16 protein-coding genes and 2 tRNA genes are annotated in these 19744 nt (G+C 61.3%); 7 read left to right on the plus strand and 11 right to left on the minus strand.

Going from position 1 to position 19744, the window contains the following annotated elements:
* Nucleotides 1-164: 164 nt before the first annotated feature.
* The 3 genes from AB7A72_RS04180 to AB7A72_RS04190 all read right to left on the minus strand — a co-directional run bounded on the left by AB7A72_RS04180 (nucleotide 165) and on the right by AB7A72_RS04190 (nucleotide 1924).
* Nucleotides 165-255 (minus strand) — tRNA-Ser (locus AB7A72_RS04180).
* A gap of 120 nt (nucleotides 256-375) precedes the next feature.
* Complete coding sequence (locus tag AB7A72_RS04185; protein ID WP_369459112.1) at nucleotides 376-1290, minus strand: SPFH domain-containing protein; 915 nt, start codon at nucleotides 1288-1290, stop codon at nucleotides 376-378.
* A 193-nt stretch (nucleotides 1291-1483) separates the two neighbouring features.
* Entirely contained in the window at nucleotides 1484-1924 is a 441-nt protein-coding gene (locus AB7A72_RS04190; RefSeq protein ID WP_239812252.1) for an NfeD family protein, read from the minus strand.
* 158 nt (nucleotides 1925-2082) lie between these two features.
* On the opposite strand from AB7A72_RS04190, the gene AB7A72_RS04195 reads away from it, so the two are divergent.
* Nucleotides 2083-4641, plus strand: coding sequence for an arginine/lysine/ornithine decarboxylase (locus AB7A72_RS04195; RefSeq protein WP_239812251.1), 2559 nt, complete (start codon nucleotides 2083-2085; stop codon nucleotides 4639-4641).
* Nucleotides 4642-4744: 103 nt separating this feature from the next.
* Here AB7A72_RS04195 and AB7A72_RS04200 read toward each other — a convergent pair whose 3' ends face one another.
* Both AB7A72_RS04200 and msbA read right to left on the minus strand, forming a co-directional pair.
* Nucleotides 4745-5641, minus strand: coding sequence for a DNA ligase (locus AB7A72_RS04200; RefSeq protein WP_369459113.1), 897 nt, complete (start codon nucleotides 5639-5641; stop codon nucleotides 4745-4747).
* Between the two features lie 133 nt (nucleotides 5642-5774).
* Entirely contained in the window at nucleotides 5775-7505 is a 1731-nt protein-coding gene (gene msbA / locus AB7A72_RS04205) for a lipid A export permease/ATP-binding protein MsbA (RefSeq protein ID WP_239812249.1), read from the minus strand.
* A gap of 211 nt (nucleotides 7506-7716) precedes the next feature.
* Between msbA and tolB the strand changes: the two genes are divergently transcribed.
* From tolB to AB7A72_RS04230, 5 genes are all read left to right on the plus strand, one after another.
* Nucleotides 7717-9030 (plus strand): Tol-Pal system beta propeller repeat protein TolB, encoded by a 1314-nt coding sequence (tolB, locus tag AB7A72_RS04210; RefSeq protein WP_369459114.1) that lies wholly within the window; start codon nucleotides 7717-7719, stop codon nucleotides 9028-9030.
* Nucleotides 9031-9088: 58 nt separating this feature from the next.
* On the plus strand, nucleotides 9089-9625 hold the full coding sequence (pal, locus tag AB7A72_RS04215) for a peptidoglycan-associated lipoprotein Pal (protein ID WP_239812247.1): 537 nt from the start codon (nucleotides 9089-9091) through the stop codon (nucleotides 9623-9625).
* 7 nt (nucleotides 9626-9632) lie between these two features.
* Nucleotides 9633-10394 carry a tol-pal system protein YbgF gene (ybgF, locus tag AB7A72_RS04220; RefSeq protein ID WP_239812246.1) on the plus strand — a complete coding sequence of 254 codons (762 nt, stop codon included), beginning with the start codon at nucleotides 9633-9635 and terminating at the stop codon, nucleotides 10392-10394.
* Between the two features lies 1 nt (nucleotide 10395).
* Nucleotides 10396-11196 carry a tRNA threonylcarbamoyladenosine dehydratase gene (locus AB7A72_RS04225; protein WP_369459115.1) on the plus strand — a complete coding sequence of 267 codons (801 nt, stop codon included), beginning with the start codon at nucleotides 10396-10398 and terminating at the stop codon, nucleotides 11194-11196.
* 74 nt (nucleotides 11197-11270) lie between these two features.
* Nucleotides 11271-11346, plus strand: a tRNA-Lys gene (locus AB7A72_RS04230).
* A gap of 495 nt (nucleotides 11347-11841) precedes the next feature.
* On the opposite strand, the gene AB7A72_RS04235 is transcribed toward AB7A72_RS04230, so the two are convergent.
* The 3 genes from AB7A72_RS04235 to AB7A72_RS04245 are packed head-to-tail and all read right to left on the minus strand — an operon-like array spanning nucleotide 11842 to nucleotide 17703.
* On the minus strand, nucleotides 11842-13311 hold the full coding sequence (locus tag AB7A72_RS04235; RefSeq protein WP_369459116.1) for an efflux transporter outer membrane subunit: 1470 nt from the start codon (nucleotides 13309-13311) through the stop codon (nucleotides 11842-11844).
* Nucleotides 13304-16507, minus strand: a complete 3204-nt coding sequence (locus tag AB7A72_RS04240; RefSeq protein WP_369459515.1) for an efflux RND transporter permease subunit — start codon at nucleotides 16505-16507, stop codon at nucleotides 13304-13306. The genes AB7A72_RS04235 and AB7A72_RS04240 overlap by 8 nt, the downstream gene beginning before the upstream one ends.
* Nucleotides 16508-16518: 11 nt before the next feature.
* Nucleotides 16519-17703 (minus strand): efflux RND transporter periplasmic adaptor subunit, encoded by a 1185-nt coding sequence (locus AB7A72_RS04245; protein WP_407064955.1) that lies wholly within the window; start codon nucleotides 17701-17703, stop codon nucleotides 16519-16521.
* Nucleotides 17704-17921: 218 nt separating this feature from the next.
* Here AB7A72_RS04245 and soxR point away from each other — a divergent pair, with 218 nt between their 5' ends.
* A complete protein-coding gene (gene soxR, locus AB7A72_RS04250) occupies nucleotides 17922-18392 on the plus strand; it encodes a redox-sensitive transcriptional activator SoxR (protein ID WP_312409243.1) in 471 nt (156 codons plus the stop codon).
* A gap of 141 nt (nucleotides 18393-18533) precedes the next feature.
* Here the strand turns inward: soxR and AB7A72_RS04255 are convergent, their stop codons facing one another.
* The 3 genes from AB7A72_RS04255 to AB7A72_RS04265 form a co-directional block, all read right to left on the minus strand.
* A complete protein-coding gene (locus AB7A72_RS04255) occupies nucleotides 18534-18857 on the minus strand; it encodes a helix-hairpin-helix domain-containing protein (RefSeq protein WP_239812241.1) in 324 nt (107 codons plus the stop codon).
* A gap of 444 nt (nucleotides 18858-19301) precedes the next feature.
* The gene (locus AB7A72_RS04260; RefSeq protein WP_369459119.1) at nucleotides 19302-19523 is read right to left on the minus strand and encodes a hypothetical protein; all 222 of its coding nucleotides are present in this window, start codon (nucleotides 19521-19523) and stop codon (nucleotides 19302-19304) included.
* A gap of 9 nt (nucleotides 19524-19532) precedes the next feature.
* A complete protein-coding gene (locus tag AB7A72_RS04265) occupies nucleotides 19533-19742 on the minus strand; it encodes a hypothetical protein (protein WP_369459121.1) in 210 nt (69 codons plus the stop codon).
* Nucleotides 19743-19744: the final 2 nt, after the last annotated feature.

Below are 19744 nucleotides of genomic sequence, written 5' to 3' on the forward strand. Positions count from 1 at the left end.
GGATTCGAACCCGCGGTGGGCTATTAACCCACACACGCTTTCCAGGCGTGCGACTTAAACCACTCATCCACCTCTCCGCATGTTTTGTACGTTTTACGTCCTGTGGTGGCCAGGAAATAAAAAGCCAAGCGTGGACAGCTTGGCTGACAATTTCACCTGTTGACTGGCGGAGAGGGCGGGATTCGAACCCGCGGTGGGCTATTAACCCACACACGCTTTCCAGGCGTGCGACTTAAACCACTCATCCACCTCTCCAGTCGGTGAAGCGTGTATTCTAGCCTGAAATTTGGCGGCTTCCGGCAAAGAGGGTGGTTGTTTGGAAAAAATGCAGTGCCTCCGGAAGGGTCGGCGCTGCATGCACGCTGGCCAGGTTCTTTACTGGCCCTTGCCGGTCTGGATCATGCGCATGGCCGAGGTGATCAGGCTGGAGACCTCGGTCATGTTGCTGGGGACGACCAGGGTGGTGTTGGCATCGCTGGCCAGCTTGCCGTAGGCATCGACGGCTTGCTCGGCCACCTTCAGCTGCACGGCTTGCTCGCCGCCTGGCTGGCGGATGGCGGAGGCGATGCGCTCCAGCGCTTGCGCGGTTGCATCGGCCACGGCGGTGATCGATGCGGCCTCACCCTGTGCCTTGTTGATGGCGGCTTGCTTCTCACCTTCGGAGCGGGCGATGAAGGCTTCGCGTTCGCCGGTGGCGATGTTGATCTGCTCCTGGCGGCGGCCTTCGGATGCGGCGATCAGTGCACGCTTCTCACGCTCGGCGGTGATCTGGGCTTGCATGGAGCGCAGGATTTCTGCCGGTGGCGTCAGATCCTTGATTTCATAGCGCAGCACCTTGACGCCCCAGTTCAGCGCGGCCTCGTCGATGGCCGAAACGATCTGGGCATTGATCATGTCGCGCTCTTCAAAGGTCTTGTCCAGCTCCAGCTTGCCGATCACGCTGCGCAGCGAGGTCTGGGCCAGCTGGGTGACGGCCATGATGTAGTTGGACGAGCCGTAGCTGGCGCGCATCGGGTCGGTCACCTGGAAGTACAGGATGCCGTCCACCTGCAGCTGCGTGTTGTCGCGGGTAATACAGATCTGGCTGGGCACATCCAGCGGGATTTCCTTCAAGCTGTGCTTGTAGGCCACTTTGTCGACGAAGGGGATGATGAAGCGCGGGCCGGGGGCCAGGGTGCCGGCGTAGCGGCCCAGGCGCTCTTTGATCCAGGCGTGCTGCTGGGGCACGATCTTGACGGACATCGCGATGAAGATGATGGCGATGACAAATATGATGATGGCGACTTCCATGGGCTCTCCTCGTGTGGGCGCAGGCGTTGGGGCATGCGCCGGTTTTAGCGGTGATGGGCTGGGGGCGGGCCCCTGGCTCAAAGGGCCTGGTCATTACACCATGCAGGTGTGACGGCCAAGCGGGGGTGGCGGGGCATGGGTTTGGCAGCGCCTGTTATTTATGTTTGTATGCCCCAGTGATTGCACGCGGTTCTTAGTGTGCGGCGGGGTCGGCAGGTTCCACCAGCAGGCGGTTGCCGTCCAGCCGCACCACGCGGTAGGCGCCGGGCAGCGCAGGGTGCTGGCCCAGCAAGCTGGCCGACCAGGGCGCGCCCCGGTAGCGCACCTGGGCGGTGCGGTCGGCATCCCAATGGTCGATATGGACCTGTTCGCCAATGTCCAGGTGCATGTCCTGATCGCGCTCGCCCGACAGCAGCGAACCACGGCGCTTTTGCCGCATATAGCAGGCCAGCACCGTGGCGGCGCCCACGATGGCGGCGATGAGGATCTGCGCCACTTCGCTGGCACCCAGGTGCGCAGCGATGGCAGCGGCGGCCATGCCGATCGCGACCATCAGCAAATACAGGGTGCCGGTGAGCAGCTCGGCGACAACGGCCAGGCCGGTCAGCAGCCACCACACGGTTGAAATCTCCATAAGTCCCCCTCGTTGGAATAGGTTTGTAGGCCGATTGTGCGATATGCCGACCAATTTTGCGGCAATTGATGCAGGATACATAAAAAGGGCGTGCAAATTCCGTACACTTCGCGGCTGTTTCGATTGTTTTACTGAGGCCCGCGGCTGCGGGAACGCCCATGAAGTTTCGCTTTCCCATCGTCATCATTGACGAGGACTTTCGCTCGGAAAACACTTCCGGCCTGAGCATCCGCGATCTGGCGCATGCCATCGAGGAGGAGGGCTTTGAGGTGCTGGGCGTGACCAGCTATGGTGACCTGAGCCAGTTTGCGCAGCAGCAAAGCCGCGCCAGTGCCTTCATCCTGTCGATCGATGACGAGGAGTTCCAACTGGGCGGCGGTGATGACCAGATCGTGCATAACCTGCGTGACTTCATCACCGAAGTGCGACGCAAGAATCCGGATGTGCCGATCTACATCTACGGCGAAACCAAGACCAGCCGCCACCTGCCCAACGACATCCTGCGTGAGCTGCACGGCTTCATCCACATGTTCGAGGACACGCCCGAGTTCGTGGCCAAGCACATCCTGCGCGAAGCCAAGAACTACCTCGAAGGCATTCAGCCACCGTTCTTCAAGGCGCTGCTGGATTACGCCGAAGACGGCTCCTACAGCTGGCACTGCCCCGGTCACGGTGGCGGTGTGGCTTTCTTGAAGAGCCCGATTGGCCAGATGTACCACCAGTTCTATGGCGAGAACATGCTGCGCTCCGACGTCTGCAACGCTGTGGAAGAACTGGGCCAGCTGCTGGACCACAACGGCGCGATTGGTGAGAGCGAGCGCAATGCGGCACGCATCTTCAATGCCGACCACTGCTTCTTTGTGACCAACGGTACCTCTACCTCGAACAAGATGGTTTGGCACCACACGGTGGCGCCGGGCGATGTGGTGGTGGTGGACCGCAACTGCCACAAGTCCATCCTGCACTCCATCATCATGACGGGTGCGATTCCGGTGTTCCTGAAGCCCACACGCAACCACTTCGGCATCATCGGCCCGATCCATGAGAGCGAGTTCTCGCCCAAGACCATCGAGGCCAAGATTGCTGCGAACCCGCTGCTCAAGGGGGTCGATCCAAAAACGGTCAAGCCCCGTGTGCTGACCCTGACGCAATCGACCTACGACGGCGTGCTCTACAACACCGAGACCATCAAGCAAAAGCTCGATGGCTATGTCGACAACCTGCACTTTGACGAAGCCTGGTTGCCACATGCGGCCTTCCACCCCTTCTATGGCAGCTACCACGCCATGGGCAAGAAGCGCGCGCGCCCGAAACACTCGGTGGTGTATGCCACCCAGTCCATCCACAAGTTGCTGGCCGGTATCAGCCAGGCATCGCACGTGCTGGTGCAGGACAGCCAGACCCAAAAGCTGGACTTCAACCTGTTCAACGAGGCGTACCTGATGCACACCTCGACCAGCCCGCAGTACAGCATCATCGCCAGCTGCGATGTGGCCGCTGCGATGATGGAGCCGCCCGGCGGCACCGCGCTGGTGGAGGAGTCGATCCTGGAGGCGCTGGACTTCCGCCGTGCGATGCGCAAGGTGGACGAGGAATTTGGCGAGGACGACTGGTGGTTCCAGGTCTGGGGCCCCGAAGCCCTGGCCGATGAAGGCGTGGGTTCGGCCCAGGACTGGATCATTCGTGGCCCGGATGCATCGCGCAAGACCAAGGGCAAGAACGGCAAGGAGTTCGACAACTGGCACGGCTTTGGCGATCTGGCCGATGGCTTCAACATGCTGGACCCGATCAAGTCCACCATCGTGACGCCCGGGCTGGACCTGGACGGCGACTTCGACGAGACCGGCATCCCCGCGTCCATCGTCACCAAGTACCTGGCCGAGCACGGTGTGGTGGTCGAGAAGACCGGTCTGTACTCGTTCTTCATCATGTTCACCATTGGCATCACCAAGGGCCGCTGGAACACGATGCTGACCGCGCTGCAGCAGTTCAAGGACGACTACGAGAAGAACCAGCCGATGTGGCGCATCCTTCCCGAGTTCTGCCAGCAGCACAAGCGCTATGAGCGCATGGGTCTGAAGGACCTGTGCCAGCACGTGCACCAGCTCTATGCCAAGTACGATATCGCCCGTCTGACCACGGAGATGTACCTGTCGGACCTGACGCCAGCGATGAAGCCATCGGACGCGTTTGCGCACATCGCGCGCCGCAAGACCGAGCGTGTGGAGATCGACCACCTGGAAGGCCGCGTTACCGTGGGTCTGGTCACGCCTTACCCACCCGGCATTCCGTTGCTGATTCCTGGTGAAGTGTTCAACAAGAAGATCGTGGACTACCTCATCTTTGCACGTGAGTTCTCCAAGCTCTGCCCAGGTTTTGAGACCGATATCCACGGCCTGGTTGAACTGGTGGACGAAGAAAGTGGCGAAGTGCGTTACTACGCGGACTGCGTCGCGATGGACGCCAGCGACCAGGCAATGCAAACCCAGGTGGTTTCTGCCCCAGTGGCATCGTCGAAGAAGCGCAGCCCCATGCTGGAAGGCAAGGCGCCCGCATCGTCGGCCAAAAAGCGCAGCACTGCTGCGATGAAGAAGTCGCTCAACGCTGAAAAGCCCTTGGGTGATGCCAGCGAGGGTGTGGTATCGCCCGTGGCCAAGACGCCGCAAGCCGCGCCCAAGCCGCGCCGTGTGGCCAAGCCACGCACGCCCAAGGTCTGATCGGGTAGGGGCGTAACTGCGGGGGATTTTGAGACCCCTGTGTCACGCTCGCCTCACCTCAAAAGCAGCGCAATGCGCTGCTTTTTTTATGCGCGTTCGTCGCTCATGGCGTGCTTGCCAGGTCGCTTGCCGGGGAGGGCGGCATGCCTTCTTCACGCACGCGCCAAAAGCTGGCAAAGCGCGGCTTGCCGCTGTCGTGCAGGCCGCGGTAGCGGTAGGTGACCCAGCTGCCGATGGCGGGCGGATCGCGGCGCTGCGCATCGCTCAAACCGCTGCCCAGTTTGAAGTCAATACCATCGGCAGTGCGGACCAGCAAGGCGCCAGTCATCCCTTCGTATTTGCCACGCCCCGGTGCATGGCCCACCACCTGGGCTTCGGCATCCTCATGCGGTTTGAGCTTGAGCACATCGCCGCTGCGTCCACTGCGGTAGACGGCGCTGGCCTTGTGCAGCATCAGCCCTTCGCCACCTTCGCGCACGATGCGCTGCATCTGCGCCATCAGGCGGGCTTCGTCGCTCTCCCGCCATTGCGGCGTGGCCTTTACCCAGGGCTGCTGCACAGCGTCTACAAACTGCGCAATGGCCTGCAGGCGCTCGGTAAAACTGCCGGGCGTGGCAGGCGCATCAAACACCATGAAGCGCAGGGCTTGCCAGTCGGCATCCGCCGGCGTGGCTTTGCTGGTGATGGACTGGGCGCGTGCAAACTGGCCGCGCCCGGCCCATAGCTCACCCTCCATCGGCGTGGCTGGCCAGCCAGCGGTGTACCAGGCCGGAGCAGTAATGGCTGTGCCTTGGCGGGTCCACAGGGCTTGGCCATCCCAGTAGCCGCGCACTCCGTCGTATTTCTCGCTGACCCAGTACTGCTGCAGATCCAAGCCACCGGGGTATTTTTGCGCAAGCCACAAGGCTGGCTTGTTGCTGGCCTGGGCCAGTGCTGCCCAACAGCAGAGCAGGGCGGCCAGCCAGAGCTGGCGCCAACTGGGTAAGAAATAACTACGCATGCAGCCCCCTCCAAATAGCGACCGGGATGGTCGTCTATCTGCATGCTAGCGGCGATAGCGCAAGGCTGTCACCCGCTGCTGTAGTTCTGCGCGGTAAGCAGATGTTGGGGCCTCCTGCTGAGGCCCCGTGGGTTCAGTGGGGGCGCGACTGCAGGCGTGCGTACAGGCCGCCCAAGTCGATCAGTTGCTGGTGCGTACCTTGCTCCACGACCTGGCCGCGCTCCATCACCACCACACGGTCGGCATGTTCGATCGTGGACAAGCGGTGGGCGATGACCAGGGTGGTGCGGCCCTGCATCAGGCGCGAGAGGGCTTCTTGCACGAGACGTTCGGACTCGGTGTCGAGGGCCGACGTGGCTTCGTCCAGGATCAGAATTGGCGCATTCTTGTACAGCGCGCGGGCAATGGCCAGGCGCTGGCGCTGGCCGCCCGACAACTGGTTGGCATTGTGGCCGACCAGGCTGTAGATGCCCTGCGGCTGGCGTTCGACAAAGTCCTGCAGATTGGCGGCAGCCAGGCATTCGAGCAGGCGTTTTTCATCGACGTCCTGGCCCAGCGCCACATTGGCGGCGATGGTGTCGTTGAACATCACCACGTCCTGGCTCACCATCGCAAACTGGCTGCGCAGGCTGTGCAAGTCCCAATCGCCCAGCGCCACGCCATCAATGCTGATCTGGCCCTCGCTGGGCTCCACAAAGCGCGGCAGCAGGTTGACCAGCGTGGTCTTGCCGGCGCCCGACGGGCCGACCAGCGCCACCACTTCGCCGGGGTGGATAGTCAGGCTCAGGTGGCGCAGCGCCGGGGCCTTGTCTTCGCCAAACCCAACGCTCACATCCTGCAGCGCAATGGCACCACGTGCTTGTTCCGTCTTGTAGCCACCGCCCTGTTCGGGCGGGATTTCTTCGAGCAAGCCCAGTCCGCGTTCCAACGCAGCTACGCCCCGGGTCAACGGGTTGGCCACATCGGCCAGGCGGCGGATGGGTGCAATCAGCATCAGCATGGCGGAGATAAAGGCCACAAAGCCGCCGACGGTCACATCCTTGGCATTGATGCCGGTGGTGCGGCTTTGCCACAGCGCAATGCAGATCACCGCAGACAGTGCGACGGCCGCCAGCAGCTGGGTGAGAGGCGTCATTGCTGCCGATGCGATGGTGGCCTTGATGGCCAGCTGGCGCAGCTTGCGGCTCAGAATCTGGAAGCGGCCCGACTGGCTGGCCTGGGCGGCGTGGATGCGCACCATGCGGTGGGCCAGCACGTTTTCTTCGACCACATAGGCCAGCTCATCGGTGGCCTGCTGGCTGGCCTTGGTGATGTGGTAGAGGCGCTTGGAGAGCTTCTTCATGATCCACGACACGCTGGGCAGCAGCACGGCGACGATCAAGGTCAGTTGCCAGTTCAGGTAGAGCAAATACATCAACAGCGCAATGACCGTGAAGCCATCGCGCGAGAGCATCAGCAAGGCCTGCACGATGAGTGTGGAGCCGTTTTGCACCTCGTACACCACGGTGTTGGACAGCGCACTGGCCGATTGCTTGGTAAAAAGTCCCAGATGTGCATCCAGCACCCGGCCGAAGAGGTTCTCGCGCAGGCGCATCATGCCGTCATTGGCAATGCGTGCGAGTGCGTATTGGTTGATGAACTGCGCAAGACCTCGGATGAAAAAGACGCCGACGATGGTGACCGGCACTGCCCACAGCGGCAAGGTGCCACCGGTGAAGCCCTGGTCCAGCAAAGGCTTGAGCAGTGCGGGAATAGCCGGCTCGGTGCCTGCTACCACGATCGTGGCCAGGATCGCCAGTACCCAGGTCCAGCGTTGGTAGCCAAAGTAGGGCGCCAGGCGCGACAGGCGTGCGCGCAGTGGCATCTGCGCAACGCTAGTGGCCGGATTGTGGCCTTCAGCGCCCGCTGGCGCGTCAGATGCACGTGCAGAAGATGGTTTTTCAGTTGTGGACATGTAGAGGTGATTCTAAAATGCACGGCTGTCGACGTTGAACGATAATAAAGAATTTGTGGGGTGTGTAACATCCTGCAGCCTTCAGGGCTTGTCATGCATAGCGCATTTATGATGGTCGGTAATGACTAAAACTCGCTTCCCATCTCTTCTCTCGGAGGCGGCCAAGCCGCTATTCCATCGTCGTCACGTTCTAGGTGCTGCACTCGCAGCCCCTGCAGTTCCCGCCCTGGCGCAGTTCCGGGTTGAGATCCATGGCGTTGGCATCCGACAAATCCCCATCGCCTTGCCCAAGTTCCGGGGCGAAGATGCGTCGCCGCAAAAGATCTCTGCCATCGTGCAGGCCGATCTGATCCGCAGCGGTCTGTTCAAGCCCGTCGATGCTTCGGGCGAACAACTCGATGAGAGCTCGCGTCCCGATGTCGCCAAGTGGTCGGCCGCAGGCGCCGAGTACCTGTCGGTCGGTAGCGTGACCCGGGGCGCCAATGGCTTTGATGTGCGTTTTCGTCTGTGGGATGCTGTCAAGGGCGCCGACATGGGCGGTCAGAGCTACAGCGTGCCGCAAGCCGATCTGCGCTTGGTGGCGCACAAGATTTCGGACTACATCTACGAAAAGATCACCGGCGAAAAAGGCGTGTTCTCAACCCGCATCGCCTACGTGACCAAGGCCGGCCCCCGCTACACGCTGTGGGTGGCGGACTCTGACGGTGAGAATGCACAGTCGGCACTGGCCAGCCCAGAGCCCATCATCTCGCCCACCTGGTCGCCCGCCGGCACGCAGCTGGCCTATGTGTCCTTCGAGTCGCGCAAGCCCGTGGTCTATGTGCACGAGGTCTCGTCCGGGCGCCGCCGCCTGATCGCCAACTTCCGTGGCTCCAACAGCGCGCCGGCCTGGTCGCCCGATGGCAGCACCTTGGCGGTCACCCTGAGCCGCGATGGCGGCTCGCAGCTCTATACCATCCCTTCGAGCGGTGGTGAGCCTCGCCGTCTGATGCAAAGCAGCGGCATTGACACCGAGCCTACCTATTCGAAGGACGGCCGCTATATTTACTTCGTCAGCGACCGTGGCGGTGCGCCGCAGATCTACCGCGTAGGCGCCCAAGGTGGTAACGCCGAGCGCGTCACGTTTAGCGGGTCCTACAACATTTCTCCTTCCATCAGTCCTGATGGCAAGACACTTGCTTACATCACGCGCGCCGGTGGTGGATATAAATTGCAGGTCATGGATCTGGCTTCCAGCACCGTGTCGTCGGTCACCGACACCTCGAGTGATGAAAGCCCCAGTTTTGCTCCGAACAGCCGACTCATCGTCTATGCAACCCGCGAAGGCGGTCGTGAAGCCCTCATGACCACGACGCTGGACGGCAAGATCAAAGCACGACTGGCAGGGCAGAGCGGAGACATACGGGAGCCCGATTGGGGCCCATACCAGCCCTAAGATTGGTTTTGGCGAGTCAATTATTTTTATACGAGAAAATCGTTTCGGAGAGTTATACATGTTGTCATTGAAGAAAGCTTCGTTGGCCCTGGTGGCCGCTGCCGTGTTGGCTGGTTGCAGCTCTGCACCTCCTCTGGATAACGCACCTGTCGAAGACAAGGGTGGCGTTACCGCTGGTCAAGGCGCTGGCACCGGTGGTGCAGGCCAAAGCACGGTGCCAGGCGTTGACCTGAACAGCAGCGCAGCCAACGGCCAAGGCCCTGTCGGCGTTGCACGCATTGTTTACTTTGACTTCGATAGCTACTCGGTCAAGCCAGATGCACAATCGATGCTGGACGCACACGCACGCTTCCTGAAGGCCAACCCGTCGCGCAAGGTCATGCTGGAAGGCAACACCGACAACCGCGGTGGCCGTGAGTACAACCTGGCCCTGGGCCAAAAGCGTGCTGAAGCCGTGCGCCGTTCGCTGACCGTGCTGGGCGTGAGCGACAGCCAACTCGAAGCCGTGTCGTTCGGCAAGGAAAAGCTGGCTGCTGAAGGTAACTCGGAAGATGCGCACGCCCAAAACCGCCGCGTTGAACTGAACTACCGTTAAAGGCTCCATGAACCTCACTCGCAGTACTCCCCGTTGGATTGCACTGGCCGCATTGATGGCCTGTGCAAGTACCTCCCAGGCCGCTTTGTTCGAAGATGGCGACGCACGCCGCGCCATCCTTGAGCTGCGTCAGCGCGTTGATCAGCTGACGCAAGGCAACAACCAAAATGGTGAGGACACCTCGCAAGTGCGTCGCAGCCTGCTGGACTTTCAATCGCAGATTGAATCCATGCGTGGCGAGATGAACAAGCTGCGTGGCGAAAACGAAACTCTGCGACGTGAGGTTGCCGATCTGAAGCGCGGTCAGACTGATTTGGCCAAGGGTGTTGAAGCCCGGCTCCAGCAGTTTGAACCTGTTTCGGTCACCGTGGATGGGCAGGAGTTCAAAGCTGACCCTGCTGAAAAGCGAGATTTTGAAGCCGCCCTGGGCGTGTTTCGCACCGGCAAGTTTGCCGATGCCGCGGGCGTGTTCAGCAGCTTCATCCAGCGTTATCCCAAGAGTGGCTATGTGCCCTCGGCACGCTTTTGGCTGGGCAATGCGTATTACGCTACCCGCGACTACAAGCCTGCCATCGATAATTTCAAGCTGATCCTGGCCCAGGCGCCCGAGCACATGCGTGCGCCTGATTCGGCACTGTCGATTGCCAATTGCCAGATCGAGCTCAAGGACACCAAGGCTGCCCGCAAGACCTTGGAAGACCTGATTGCTGCCTACCCGCAAAGCGATGCGGCGACGGCGGCCAAAGAGCGCCTCTCCAAGCTGAAGTGATATGAGTGCACCGTCTCCATCGGCGCCCGATCGGCAGGACGCCGAGGTGGACGTTGACACGCAAAGGCGCTTTGGCGGCTTGGACCGCCTGTTTGGTGTCGGGCCGGCTGCGCAAATGCGCGCAAGCTGCATCGCCGTGATCGGCATCGGGGGCGTAGGCTCCTGGACGGCCGAAGCGCTGGCTCGAAGTGGCGTTGCCCGCCTTCGGCTGATCGACCTGGACAATGTGGCCGAGTCCAACATCAACCGGCAGATCCATGCATTGACCGACACGATTGGCATGGCCAAGGTCGATGCGATGCGCGAGCGCATCCGCCAGATCAACCCCCATTGTGTCGTCGAGGTGGTCGAAGACTTCCTCACCGCCGAGAACTGCGCTGCACTGCTTGACGGCGTCGACGGCTTTGTCGATGCCTGCGACCAGGTGCGTGCCAAGGCCGCGATGGCCAACTGGGGGCGGCGCAACCAGCGGCCCTTTGTCTGCATCGGTGCGGCGGGCGGCAAGCGCCTGGCATGGAAGGTGGAGCAGGCCGACCTGTCGCAGACGACGCACGACCCTTTGCTTGCCCAGGTGCGCTACCGTCTGCGCAAAGAATATGGCGCCCCCAAGGATGGCAAGAAGATGAACGTGGCCTGCATCTACAGCCAGGAAGCCGTTGCCGGCCCTGATCCTTCTTGCGCAGTCGATGGTGATGGTTCGCTGAACTGCCACGGCTATGGGTCGTCAGTGGCGGTGACCGCAACCTTTGGCATGTGCGCTGCGAGCTGGATTCTGGAAAAATTGGCGCATTCCCAAAAATGACAAAAAACCTACGCTATAATCTAAGTCTGTTGTGAGCAAGACCTCTTCTTAGGAAATTGTCAAGCAAACGCGGCGGGTCTTTAGCTCAGTCGGTAGAGCAGCGGACTTTTAATCCGTTGGTCGCGAGTTCGAATCTCGCAGGACCCACCAAACATTGGTTATAGGAATCAAGCCCTTGCGCAAATCGCGCAGGGGCTTTTTTCTTGTCTGTTGTTCCGCAATTTCTGGGAATATTCCGCAATCTGTCGGTTGGCTTTGCAGCTGCGCACGCACTCAGACAGAAAAAAAAGCCACCGGCTAGGATGGCTTAAATGCCCGCAGGGTACGGGCGGGAGGGATCTCTGCAAAGGGCTGATTCGTCAGCAATGCCAATGACTTGCGACGATCGTAAGCAAGCATCTGGGTGGGAGTTTGTCTCTCCTGTGAAGCTGTATGTAACTCTTTGAAACTAGACCGTTGGCCCGCGTTCATCGCTTCCGGTCTAGTGGCTCGAGCTTTTGCAACGGGTATTTCTGCTGCCGCGTGTTTCATCGATTCCGTTCGAGCGTAACCGCGCCATGTCATCCGCATGCTTCCATGGCCGGTCATGGCGGAGACAGGGCACTGTGCTGCGGGATCCCAGCGCCCACATGCCCCGTCTCACCGTCATTGAGCGGCGACTTTCTCTGCTGGCTGCGGCAGCCCGGTCCACCCACCTGCCAGTGCCTTGTACAGCGCAATGCTCGAGCGCACGGCGGCGATCTGGCTTTGGGCTCGGGCATCCTGCGCTGCCAGCTGCTCACGCTGGGCATCCAGCACTTCGTACAAGCTGATGGAGCCGCCTCGGTACATGCGCTGGGCCAGCTGCTCAGCCTGGTCCCTTTCGGCCTGCGCCTCCTTCAAAGCGCTGAGCTCGTCGCTGTTGCGATGCACCGTTGCCAACGCGTTCTCGGTTTCTTCCAGCGCCAGCAGCACACTCTGCTGGTACAGCGACAGGGCCTCGGCGGCATTTGCCTGGCTCGCTGCAATGCGGGCGCGCACGCGGCCCACATCCAGGAACGACCAGTCGATGCCGAGAAAGGCACTGCTTTGCAGGGTGTCACCCGCAAAAAGATGGCGGCCGGCCAGCGTGGTACTGCCCAGCACAGCGCCCAACGAGAGGCGGGGGAACAAGTCCGCTGTCGCGACACCAATGCGTGCTGTGGCGGCATGGAGGCGCAATTCTGCTGCGGCGATGTCAGGCCTGCGCCGCAGCAGGTGAGCGGGCGCCCCCGGGTCCAGCGCGGGTGGCATGGCTGGCAACGCAGCTGTGTTGGAGAGCTGAGCCGACAAGCGATCCGGCGAAAGACCCAGCAGCACCGCCAGGCGATGCTGTTGAACCGCCATCTGCGTCTGCCATTCGGGAACCCGCGCCTGCGTGTTCAGCCACTGAGCCCTCGCACGGGCGGCGTCCAGATCGGTGCTGCTTCCTGCCTGCAAGCGCCGCTCGACCACCCGCAGGGTGCCAAGCTGGTTTTTCTCAGCAGCCTGTGCAATCTGCAGGCGCAACTGGGCGCCGCGCAATTGGGTGTAGGCGTCCGCCACCTGTGCTGCGATGATGATTTGCAGTCCCGCGACATCGGCTTGTGTCGCTTGCATGCTGGCCTGCGCTGCCTCCACCGACCGCGAGATGCGCCCCAGAAAATCCAGCTCCCATTGCGCGGTGATGGCACTGCTGTAGAGGCGAGCCGACCGTGGCTGCCCCGGGCTGGTTTGCGCAGCACTGCGCTTTTGCTGCCGGCCCTCGGCGTTCATCGTGACGGTGGGGAAGCGATCCATTCCTGATTGCCTGAAAAGCGCCTCCGCCGACTGGAGCCTTGCCAGCGCCGCACCCAGGTCGTTGTTGTTCTGCAGCGCTTGCTGTACCAGCTGCGTGAGTAGCGGGTCGCCAAACTGGTTCCAGAATGGGGCATCGTGGATATCGGTGGAAAGCAATGGAGCCGCGTCTGCCTGCGCAGACCTTTGCTGCTGCGCAAACCGGGTGGGCAGGCTGTCTTCTGCAAGCGGCGAATGAAAATCCGGCCCCACTGCGCTGCAGCCTGACAAGCTGATGCAACAGGCGGCAGCGATGCTTCGCAGATGGAAGTATTTAGTCATGTGCCGGCTCCTTGGCGATTGCAGGTGCTGCACGGCGGGGCTTCAATGCCTCTGCAGTGTCGGGTGTATGCAGCTGGGTGCCACTGAGCTTGCGCAAGGTGACATAGAACACCGGCGTGAGGAACAGCCCAAAGAGCGTGACACCCAGCATGCCGGAGAAGACAGTAATGCCAGTGGCAGCGCGTACTTCCGCGCCAGCGCCCTGGCCGATCAGCAGCGGCACGGCACCGGCAATGAAGGCAATGGATGTCATGACGATGGGGCGCAGGCGGAGCCTGCATGCTTCGCGTGCGGCATCCCAGGTGCTGGCACCTTGCATCTCGCGTTCGCGGGCGAATTCCACAATGAGGATGGCGTTCTTGCAGGCCAGGCCCATCAGCACCACCAGGCCCACCTGGACAAAGACATTGTTATCGCCGCCTGACAGCCAGACGCCAAACAGCGCCGCACAAATGCAGACGGGTACGATCAGAATGACGGCCAACGGCATGGTCCAGCTCTCGTACAGCGCGGCGAGCACCAGGAACACCAGCATCACTGCCAGGGTGAATACGACGGCTGCGGCATGGCTTTGCTCGACTTGCTGGTAGCTCATGTCCGTCCAGGCCAGTTCAATGCCCGGTGGCAAGGTCTTGTCCGCAATGTCACGCAGCTTCAGCAGTGTCTCTGACGACGACAGAACGGCAGGATCGGCATCACCGATGAGGTCGGCAGCCGGAAAGCCGTTGTAGCGCAAAACCGGATCGGGCCCGTAGCTGGGCACGATAGACACCATGGAGGCCAGCGGCACCATATCGCCCCGGTTGTTGCGCGTCTGCAGTTTTCCGATGTCCTCTGCCGTCTGGCGGTGGCTGGCGTCGGCCTGCAGCACGACGCGGTAGACGCGGCCCAGCGCATTGAAGTCATTCACGTAGACCGAACCCAGGTAGGCCTGCAGGGTCTGGAATAGGTCGCTCAAGGCGACGCCCTGGGCTTTCGCCTTGGTGCGATCCACCTTCACGTCAAGCTGCGGAATATTGGACTGGTAGGCGCTGACGGGGTAGTGCATGCCCGGGGTCTTGGCAATCTCTGCCTGAAACGCTCCCAGCGCTTGCTGCAGGGCTGCATAGCCCAGGCCGGCGCGGTCTTTCAGAAACAGCGAATAGCCCGATCCATTGCCCAAACCCTGGATCGGCGGCGGCATCAGCGCGTAGCCATAGCCGCCCTCCATGCCCGCGAGCTTTTGGTTGAGCGCATTGCTGATCTCCGTCGCGCTGCGCTGGCGCTCCGCAAAAGGCTTGAGGATCACATAGGCGCTGGTGAGATTGGGAGTATTGGTTCCCTGCAGCGCATTCATTCCGGCAAAGGCCGGCACCGATTCCACCCCCTCGATGGCCAGGGCGTGGCGCGTGAGCTCTTGCGTCACTGCATCGGTGCGTTGCAGCGATGCGCCCTCGGGCAATTTGGCGCCAGCAAACAGGTAAAGCTTGTCCTGCATCGGGATAAAGCCACCGGGCACCTGGTTGAACAGCAGGGCGGTGGCACCCAGCAGCGCCAGGTAGATGGCAAACACCAGCCCGCGCCCCTGGAATGAGCGCGCCACCGCATGTTCATAGCGCTGCGCGCTGCGGTCGAACAGGCGGTTGAAGCGCCTGAAGAACCAGCCCAGCCCCGTGTCCATGCTGCGCGCCAGCCAGTCTTTGCGCGCGCCGTGGCCCTGCAGCAGCTTGGCCGCAAGGGCGGGCGACAAGGTGAGCGAATTGATGGCCGAGATGACGGTCGAGATGGCAATCGTCACCGCGAACTGCTTGTAGAACTGGCCGGTGATGCCATCGAGAAACGCCATGGGCACAAACACGGCGCACAGCACCAGCGCAATGGCGATGATGGGGCCTGACACCTCCTGCATGGCCAGGTGCGCGGCATCGCGCGGGCTGTGGCCTTTTTCGATGAAGCGTTCCACATTCTCGACCACGACGATGGCGTCGTCGACAACGATCCCGATCGCCAGCACCAGTCCGAACAAGGTCAGGGTATTGATCGAGTAGCCCAGCAGGTACAGCCAGGCAAAGGTGCCGACAATCGATACCGGCACCGCGAGCAGCGGGATGATGGAAGCGCGCCAGGTCTGCAGAAAGACAATGACCACCAGGACGACCAGGACCACGGCTTCGATCAACGTGTGCTGTACCGCCGTGATCGAATCCCGCACAAAGACGGTCGGGTCCCACAGGTACTTGAACGCGGTGCCGGGCGGCAGGTCGCCGGACAGGCGGTCCAGCGTCTTGTACACCTCTTGGGCCACGCCCAGCGCATTGGCGCCCGGTGTCAGAAAGATGCCGATGGCCGCCATGGGCTTGTTATCCAGAGAGGCTCGCAGTGTGTAGTCGCTGGCATCCAGCTCCAGCCGGGCCACATCGGACAGGCGCACCAGTTGCCCATCAGCGCCTGTCTTCAGCACAATGCTGCCGAACTCCTCTTCGCTCTGCAGACGGCCTTGCACGTTGATGGACAGCAAGGTGTCCGTAGCGCGGCCACTGGGCTCGGCGCCGAGCTGGCCCGCTGATACCTGGACGTTCTGTTCGCGCACGGCGGCAATGACCTGGTCGGTGGTCAGCTGGCGGGCTGCGACCTTGTCCGGGTCCAGCCATATGCGCATCGCATAGTCACCAGCGCCGTAGACGCCCACGTCGCCGATGCCGGGGAGGCGCGCGAGTTCATCCTTGACGCGCAAGGTGACGTAATTGCGCAGATACAGCGTGTCGAGGCTACCAGTCGTGGAGACGAGGCCGACATACATCAGCGGCGTGGCCGATTGCTTTTGCGTGGTGATTCCATACTGGCGCACCTCTTCGGGCAGGCGGCTTTGGGCCTGGCTCACCCGGTTTTGCACCCGCACCGCCGCGGCGTCGGGGTCGGTGCCCGGGCGGAAGGTGGACACCACCTGCAGGCTTCCGTCCGAGGCCGCGACGGACTTCATGTACATCAGCCCTTCGACGCCATTGATGGCCTCTTCCAGCGGCACTGCCACTGATTCGGCGATTTCCTTGGGGTTGGCGCCGGGGTAGGTCGCACGCACGACCACGCTGGGGGGAACGACTTCGGGGTATTCGCCAGACGGCAGCTGAGGAATCGCAATCAGTCCTACGGCGAACATGATGACCGACAGCACGATCGCGAAGATGGGCCGGTCGATGAAGAATTTGGAGAAGTCCATGTGTCCTTTGCTCATGGCTGCGCTTTCTGGGCGGGTTTTTGCGTTTCCGGCAGTGCGGCGCCCGCAGCTTGGCTGTCCAACCTCTGGGGCGCCAATGGCATGCCGGGGTAAAAAATGCGCTGCATGCCTGCCACCACCAATTGCTCGCCGGGCGCAAGCCCGGACTCCACGATGCGTCTGCCGTCCACCATCCTCCCCAACTGCAGATCGCGCCTTTGTGCACGCTGGGCAGCGTCCACGACATAGACGTATTTGCGGCTCTGGTCGGTGAGCACTGCCTTGTCGTCAATCAGTACGGCGGTGACCGTGCTGCGCTCCTGCATTTGCACCCGCGCAAACATGCCCGGCTTGAACAGCCCTTGGTCGTTGTTCAACTCGGCGCGCAGTGCCAACGTGCCCGTCTGCGGATCCAGCCGGTTGTCGGTGAAGCCCACGCGGCCCGTGTGCGGAAAGCCTTCATCGCTGACCAGGCCGACACGCACCATCGCGTCGCTCGGGGCCGCGCTGCTGTTTTGCATGCCACGCAGCAGGCTTTGCTCATCGGCATCAAAATTCACATACACCGGATTTTGAGAAACCACGGTCACCAGGACACTGTCGTCCGCGCGCGCAAGGTTGCCGGTGGTCAGCAGCGCGCGTCCGGCTATGCCAGCAATGGGGGCACGGACTTCGGTGAAGCCCAGATCCAGTTGTGCGGCTGCCACCGCAGCTTCGGCAGCCGCTACCTGGGCTCGGGCTTGGGCCAGAGTTCCAGCGCGGTTATCGGCTTCTTCAGCAGCGATGGCGCGGTCCGCCACCAAGTCGCGTGCACGCCGGTCCTGCGTGGCAGCCAATTCCGTCGCCGCTTTGGCACGCTGTAGTTGTGCTTGTGCGCTCGCCAGCGAGGCCCGATAGGGGCGGGCATCGATGCTGAATAGCAACTGGCCTTTGCGCACGGGCTGCCCCTCGCGGAAATGGACATGTTCAATGTAGCCTGCCACGCGGGAGCGGATTTCCACGGTTTCCTGCGCAGCAATCCGGCCGTTGAACTGGTTCCACAGCTGTACCGGCTCAGCGCGTACCGTGGCAGTTGTGACGGCGGCTGGCGCTGGTTCGCCCGGCGCACTCCTGTCCTCTGGTGGCTTTGGGGGTCCACAGGCTGTGAGTGCGGCGGACAATGCAAGGGATAGCGTGATCACGCGCACGGCAGATGCCATCGCAGGACCTGTGCCAGCAGCAGTTGCCTGCGGGCAGATCTCTGATCTCATATTGGAATTCCTTTTCTTGAAGACTCGGGCGTCTACCGTCCTGAGCGGCAAGCGACGGGGACGCAGAAGGGCTCAATGACTTGCGAGAAAAAATTTCCCTCGTCATTGCCGGAGCGGATTCTTCAAGTTAAAGTTAACTTTAAGTCAAGCGAAAAGGAAGAAGCACCATGACTCCTGGGGATGATGAACTGCTGCCCATCGGAAACATCGCAAAGCGCAGCGGCGTCAACGCGTCGGCGCTGCGTTACTACGAGTCACTGGGCTTGATCGAATCAGTGCGAAGCGCTTCGGGGCATCGCCGTTACCGGCGTTCAGCACTGCGCCGTGTGGCCTATATCGTGTTCGCGCAGCGGCTGGGATTTCAGCTCGAGGAGATCGCGTCGCAATTGGAGGGCCTGCCCAAGCACCATGCGCCCTCTGGGGAGGAATGGCGTGGCCTGTCGAAGACCTGGATCGCGCGGGTGGATGAGCGCATTCAGGAACTGACGCATCTGCGCAAAAGTCTTGAGAACTGCATCGGCTGTGGCTGCCTGTCGATGAAGGTCTGCCACGTGTTCAACCAGGCGGACTATATTGGCAAACGGGGTGCGGGTCCCCGGTTGTGGCTGGGCGATACGCTGAAAGCTGCAGAGGAGTGATGGTGGGCGCGGCGGTCTGCCCCGCGGGTACGCCCACGCGGCAGAGAATCCGTTGGCACGAATGCTGGGTATGGGCCCCAGTTGAATGGGCGGCTGGACCCGGGCGGTTGGGCTTCCCGGTCATTCAACAGCCCGCTGTCCTTATTTGAGGTCGTGCCGCCTCAGCGCATTCTGAGTGCGACGGAAAAAGGGGAGGGCCCTGGATGTCTGGTCCAGACCAGGCTGCACGGCACCTTCCTGCTGGGGCGGTGCATAGTGCTTACCGGGAAACAGGCTTTCTTCAATCTTTCTAAAGGTTCTGGGGCCCACGCTGGGCATCAGCAGCAGCTTTTCTGGGTAGCTCTGGGCTGCCTGTTCAATGGTGGTAATGCCATTTCTTGCCAGTACCCTCCACAGGTGCGGAGGCAGCAAGCCTTGCAGAGTAGGGGCCGCATCGAACAATGGGTGTGCAGTGCTGGTATTCATCTCTAGCCATCCAACAAGGTGGAACTGAAACTCAGCAACCCCCGGTTGGGAGGTTAAGCGAGGAGCTGCTAAGTTATAAGCATAGAGAGGTTGAGTAACAATTGGTATCACTGAAAATAGTGATTCTGTCGGCATTTACACCGCACAACGCGAGGCTGCAATATTCCAGATCCAAAAGCCGGAATCGCCCATCACCTCGCGGTGTTCTCCAAGAGCAAAGCGCCTCCGAATTAAGGCCAGACACGATATGCAGCTATCAGGTGCAAGCACCCTGCACATGGGGCCGGTGCGCGGCGAACAAGGTTCCGGAGTAGTTCCACTTCATTCAATGCCGTCTTTGCCAAGCTGATGGCGGCAGTGAGAGTATCCAGCCCAACGCATCTGAAGATGTGCGCAACTGGTGCGGATAGGCCAGCTTGCCAGTAGCGCTGGCATGCCTATCGCCTATTCCAATTCCAGATCCAGGCGCCGCTTGGCCATGCTCAGGTTGTCTTCCAATGCGGAAAAGCGTAGCGAGTAGTCGTATTTTGTCTCTCCCGCCTTGGCATCTATGCCGTCCAGAAAAGTCATGAAGGCCACCTGGTAGTCCTTGAGGGCCTTTTTGGCATCGCTCCCCTTGGCTTTGCCGAGCACCTTTTTATAGACCTCCTTGGATGCTTTCGACACAGCGCCTCTTCAGCCCAGAAAATCGCTGTAAGCCTGCTGCAGAGTCGTTTCGCCCTGGCCAACCTTCAACAGTCCAATCATATATTCCTCCTTGCAGATCATGGCCTTGATTTTCAAGGTCTCGTATGCAGAGGCTTCTTGCGCTGCAGGGCTGGCGTGTGCCAGACCTGCGTATACCAAAAAAATACAGGTGAGTGAAACCTTGAAGCGGGACAACATAG

Origin of the sequence: Comamonas sediminis, assembly GCF_041107495.1 — a bacterium.
Classification (GTDB): Bacteria; Pseudomonadota; Gammaproteobacteria; order Burkholderiales; family Burkholderiaceae_C; genus Comamonas; species Comamonas sediminis.

What these genes read in the sequence shown, in the direction of transcription:
- AB7A72_RS04185 (WP_369459112.1), bottom strand. Translation starts at nt 1,290, where the DNA reads ATGGAAGTCGCCATCATCATATTTGTCATCGCCATCATCTTCATCGCG.
- AB7A72_RS04190 (WP_239812252.1), bottom strand. Translation starts at nt 1,924, where the DNA reads ATGGAGATTTCAACCGTGTGGTGGCTGCTGACCGGCCTGGCCGTTGTC.
- AB7A72_RS04195 (WP_239812251.1), top strand. Translation starts at nt 2,083, where the DNA reads ATGAAGTTTCGCTTTCCCATCGTCATCATTGACGAGGACTTTCGCTCG.
- AB7A72_RS04200 (WP_369459113.1), bottom strand. Translation starts at nt 5,641, where the DNA reads ATGCGTAGTTATTTCTTACCCAGTTGGCGCCAGCTCTGGCTGGCCGCC.
- msbA (WP_239812249.1), bottom strand. Translation starts at nt 7,505, where the DNA reads ATGCCACTGCGCGCACGCCTGTCGCGCCTGGCGCCCTACTTTGGCTAC.
- tolB (WP_369459114.1), top strand. Translation starts at nt 7,717, where the DNA reads ATGACTAAAACTCGCTTCCCATCTCTTCTCTCGGAGGCGGCCAAGCCG.
- pal (WP_239812247.1), top strand. Translation starts at nt 9,089, where the DNA reads ATGTTGTCATTGAAGAAAGCTTCGTTGGCCCTGGTGGCCGCTGCCGTG.
- ybgF (WP_239812246.1), top strand. Translation starts at nt 9,633, where the DNA reads ATGAACCTCACTCGCAGTACTCCCCGTTGGATTGCACTGGCCGCATTG.
- AB7A72_RS04225 (WP_369459115.1), top strand. Translation starts at nt 10,396, where the DNA reads ATGAGTGCACCGTCTCCATCGGCGCCCGATCGGCAGGACGCCGAGGTG.
- AB7A72_RS04235 (WP_369459116.1), bottom strand. Translation starts at nt 13,311, where the DNA reads ATGACTAAATACTTCCATCTGCGAAGCATCGCTGCCGCCTGTTGCATC.
- AB7A72_RS04240 (WP_369459515.1), bottom strand. Translation starts at nt 16,507, where the DNA reads ATGGACTTCTCCAAATTCTTCATCGACCGGCCCATCTTCGCGATCGTG.
- AB7A72_RS04245 (WP_407064955.1), bottom strand. Translation starts at nt 17,703, where the DNA reads ATGGCATCTGCCGTGCGCGTGATCACGCTATCCCTTGCATTGTCCGCC.
- soxR (WP_312409243.1), top strand. Translation starts at nt 17,922, where the DNA reads ATGACTCCTGGGGATGATGAACTGCTGCCCATCGGAAACATCGCAAAG.
- AB7A72_RS04255 (WP_239812241.1), bottom strand. Translation starts at nt 18,857, where the DNA reads ATGAATACCAGCACTGCACACCCATTGTTCGATGCGGCCCCTACTCTG.
- AB7A72_RS04265 (WP_369459121.1), bottom strand. Translation starts at nt 19,742, where the DNA reads ATGTTGTCCCGCTTCAAGGTTTCACTCACCTGTATTTTTTTGGTATAC.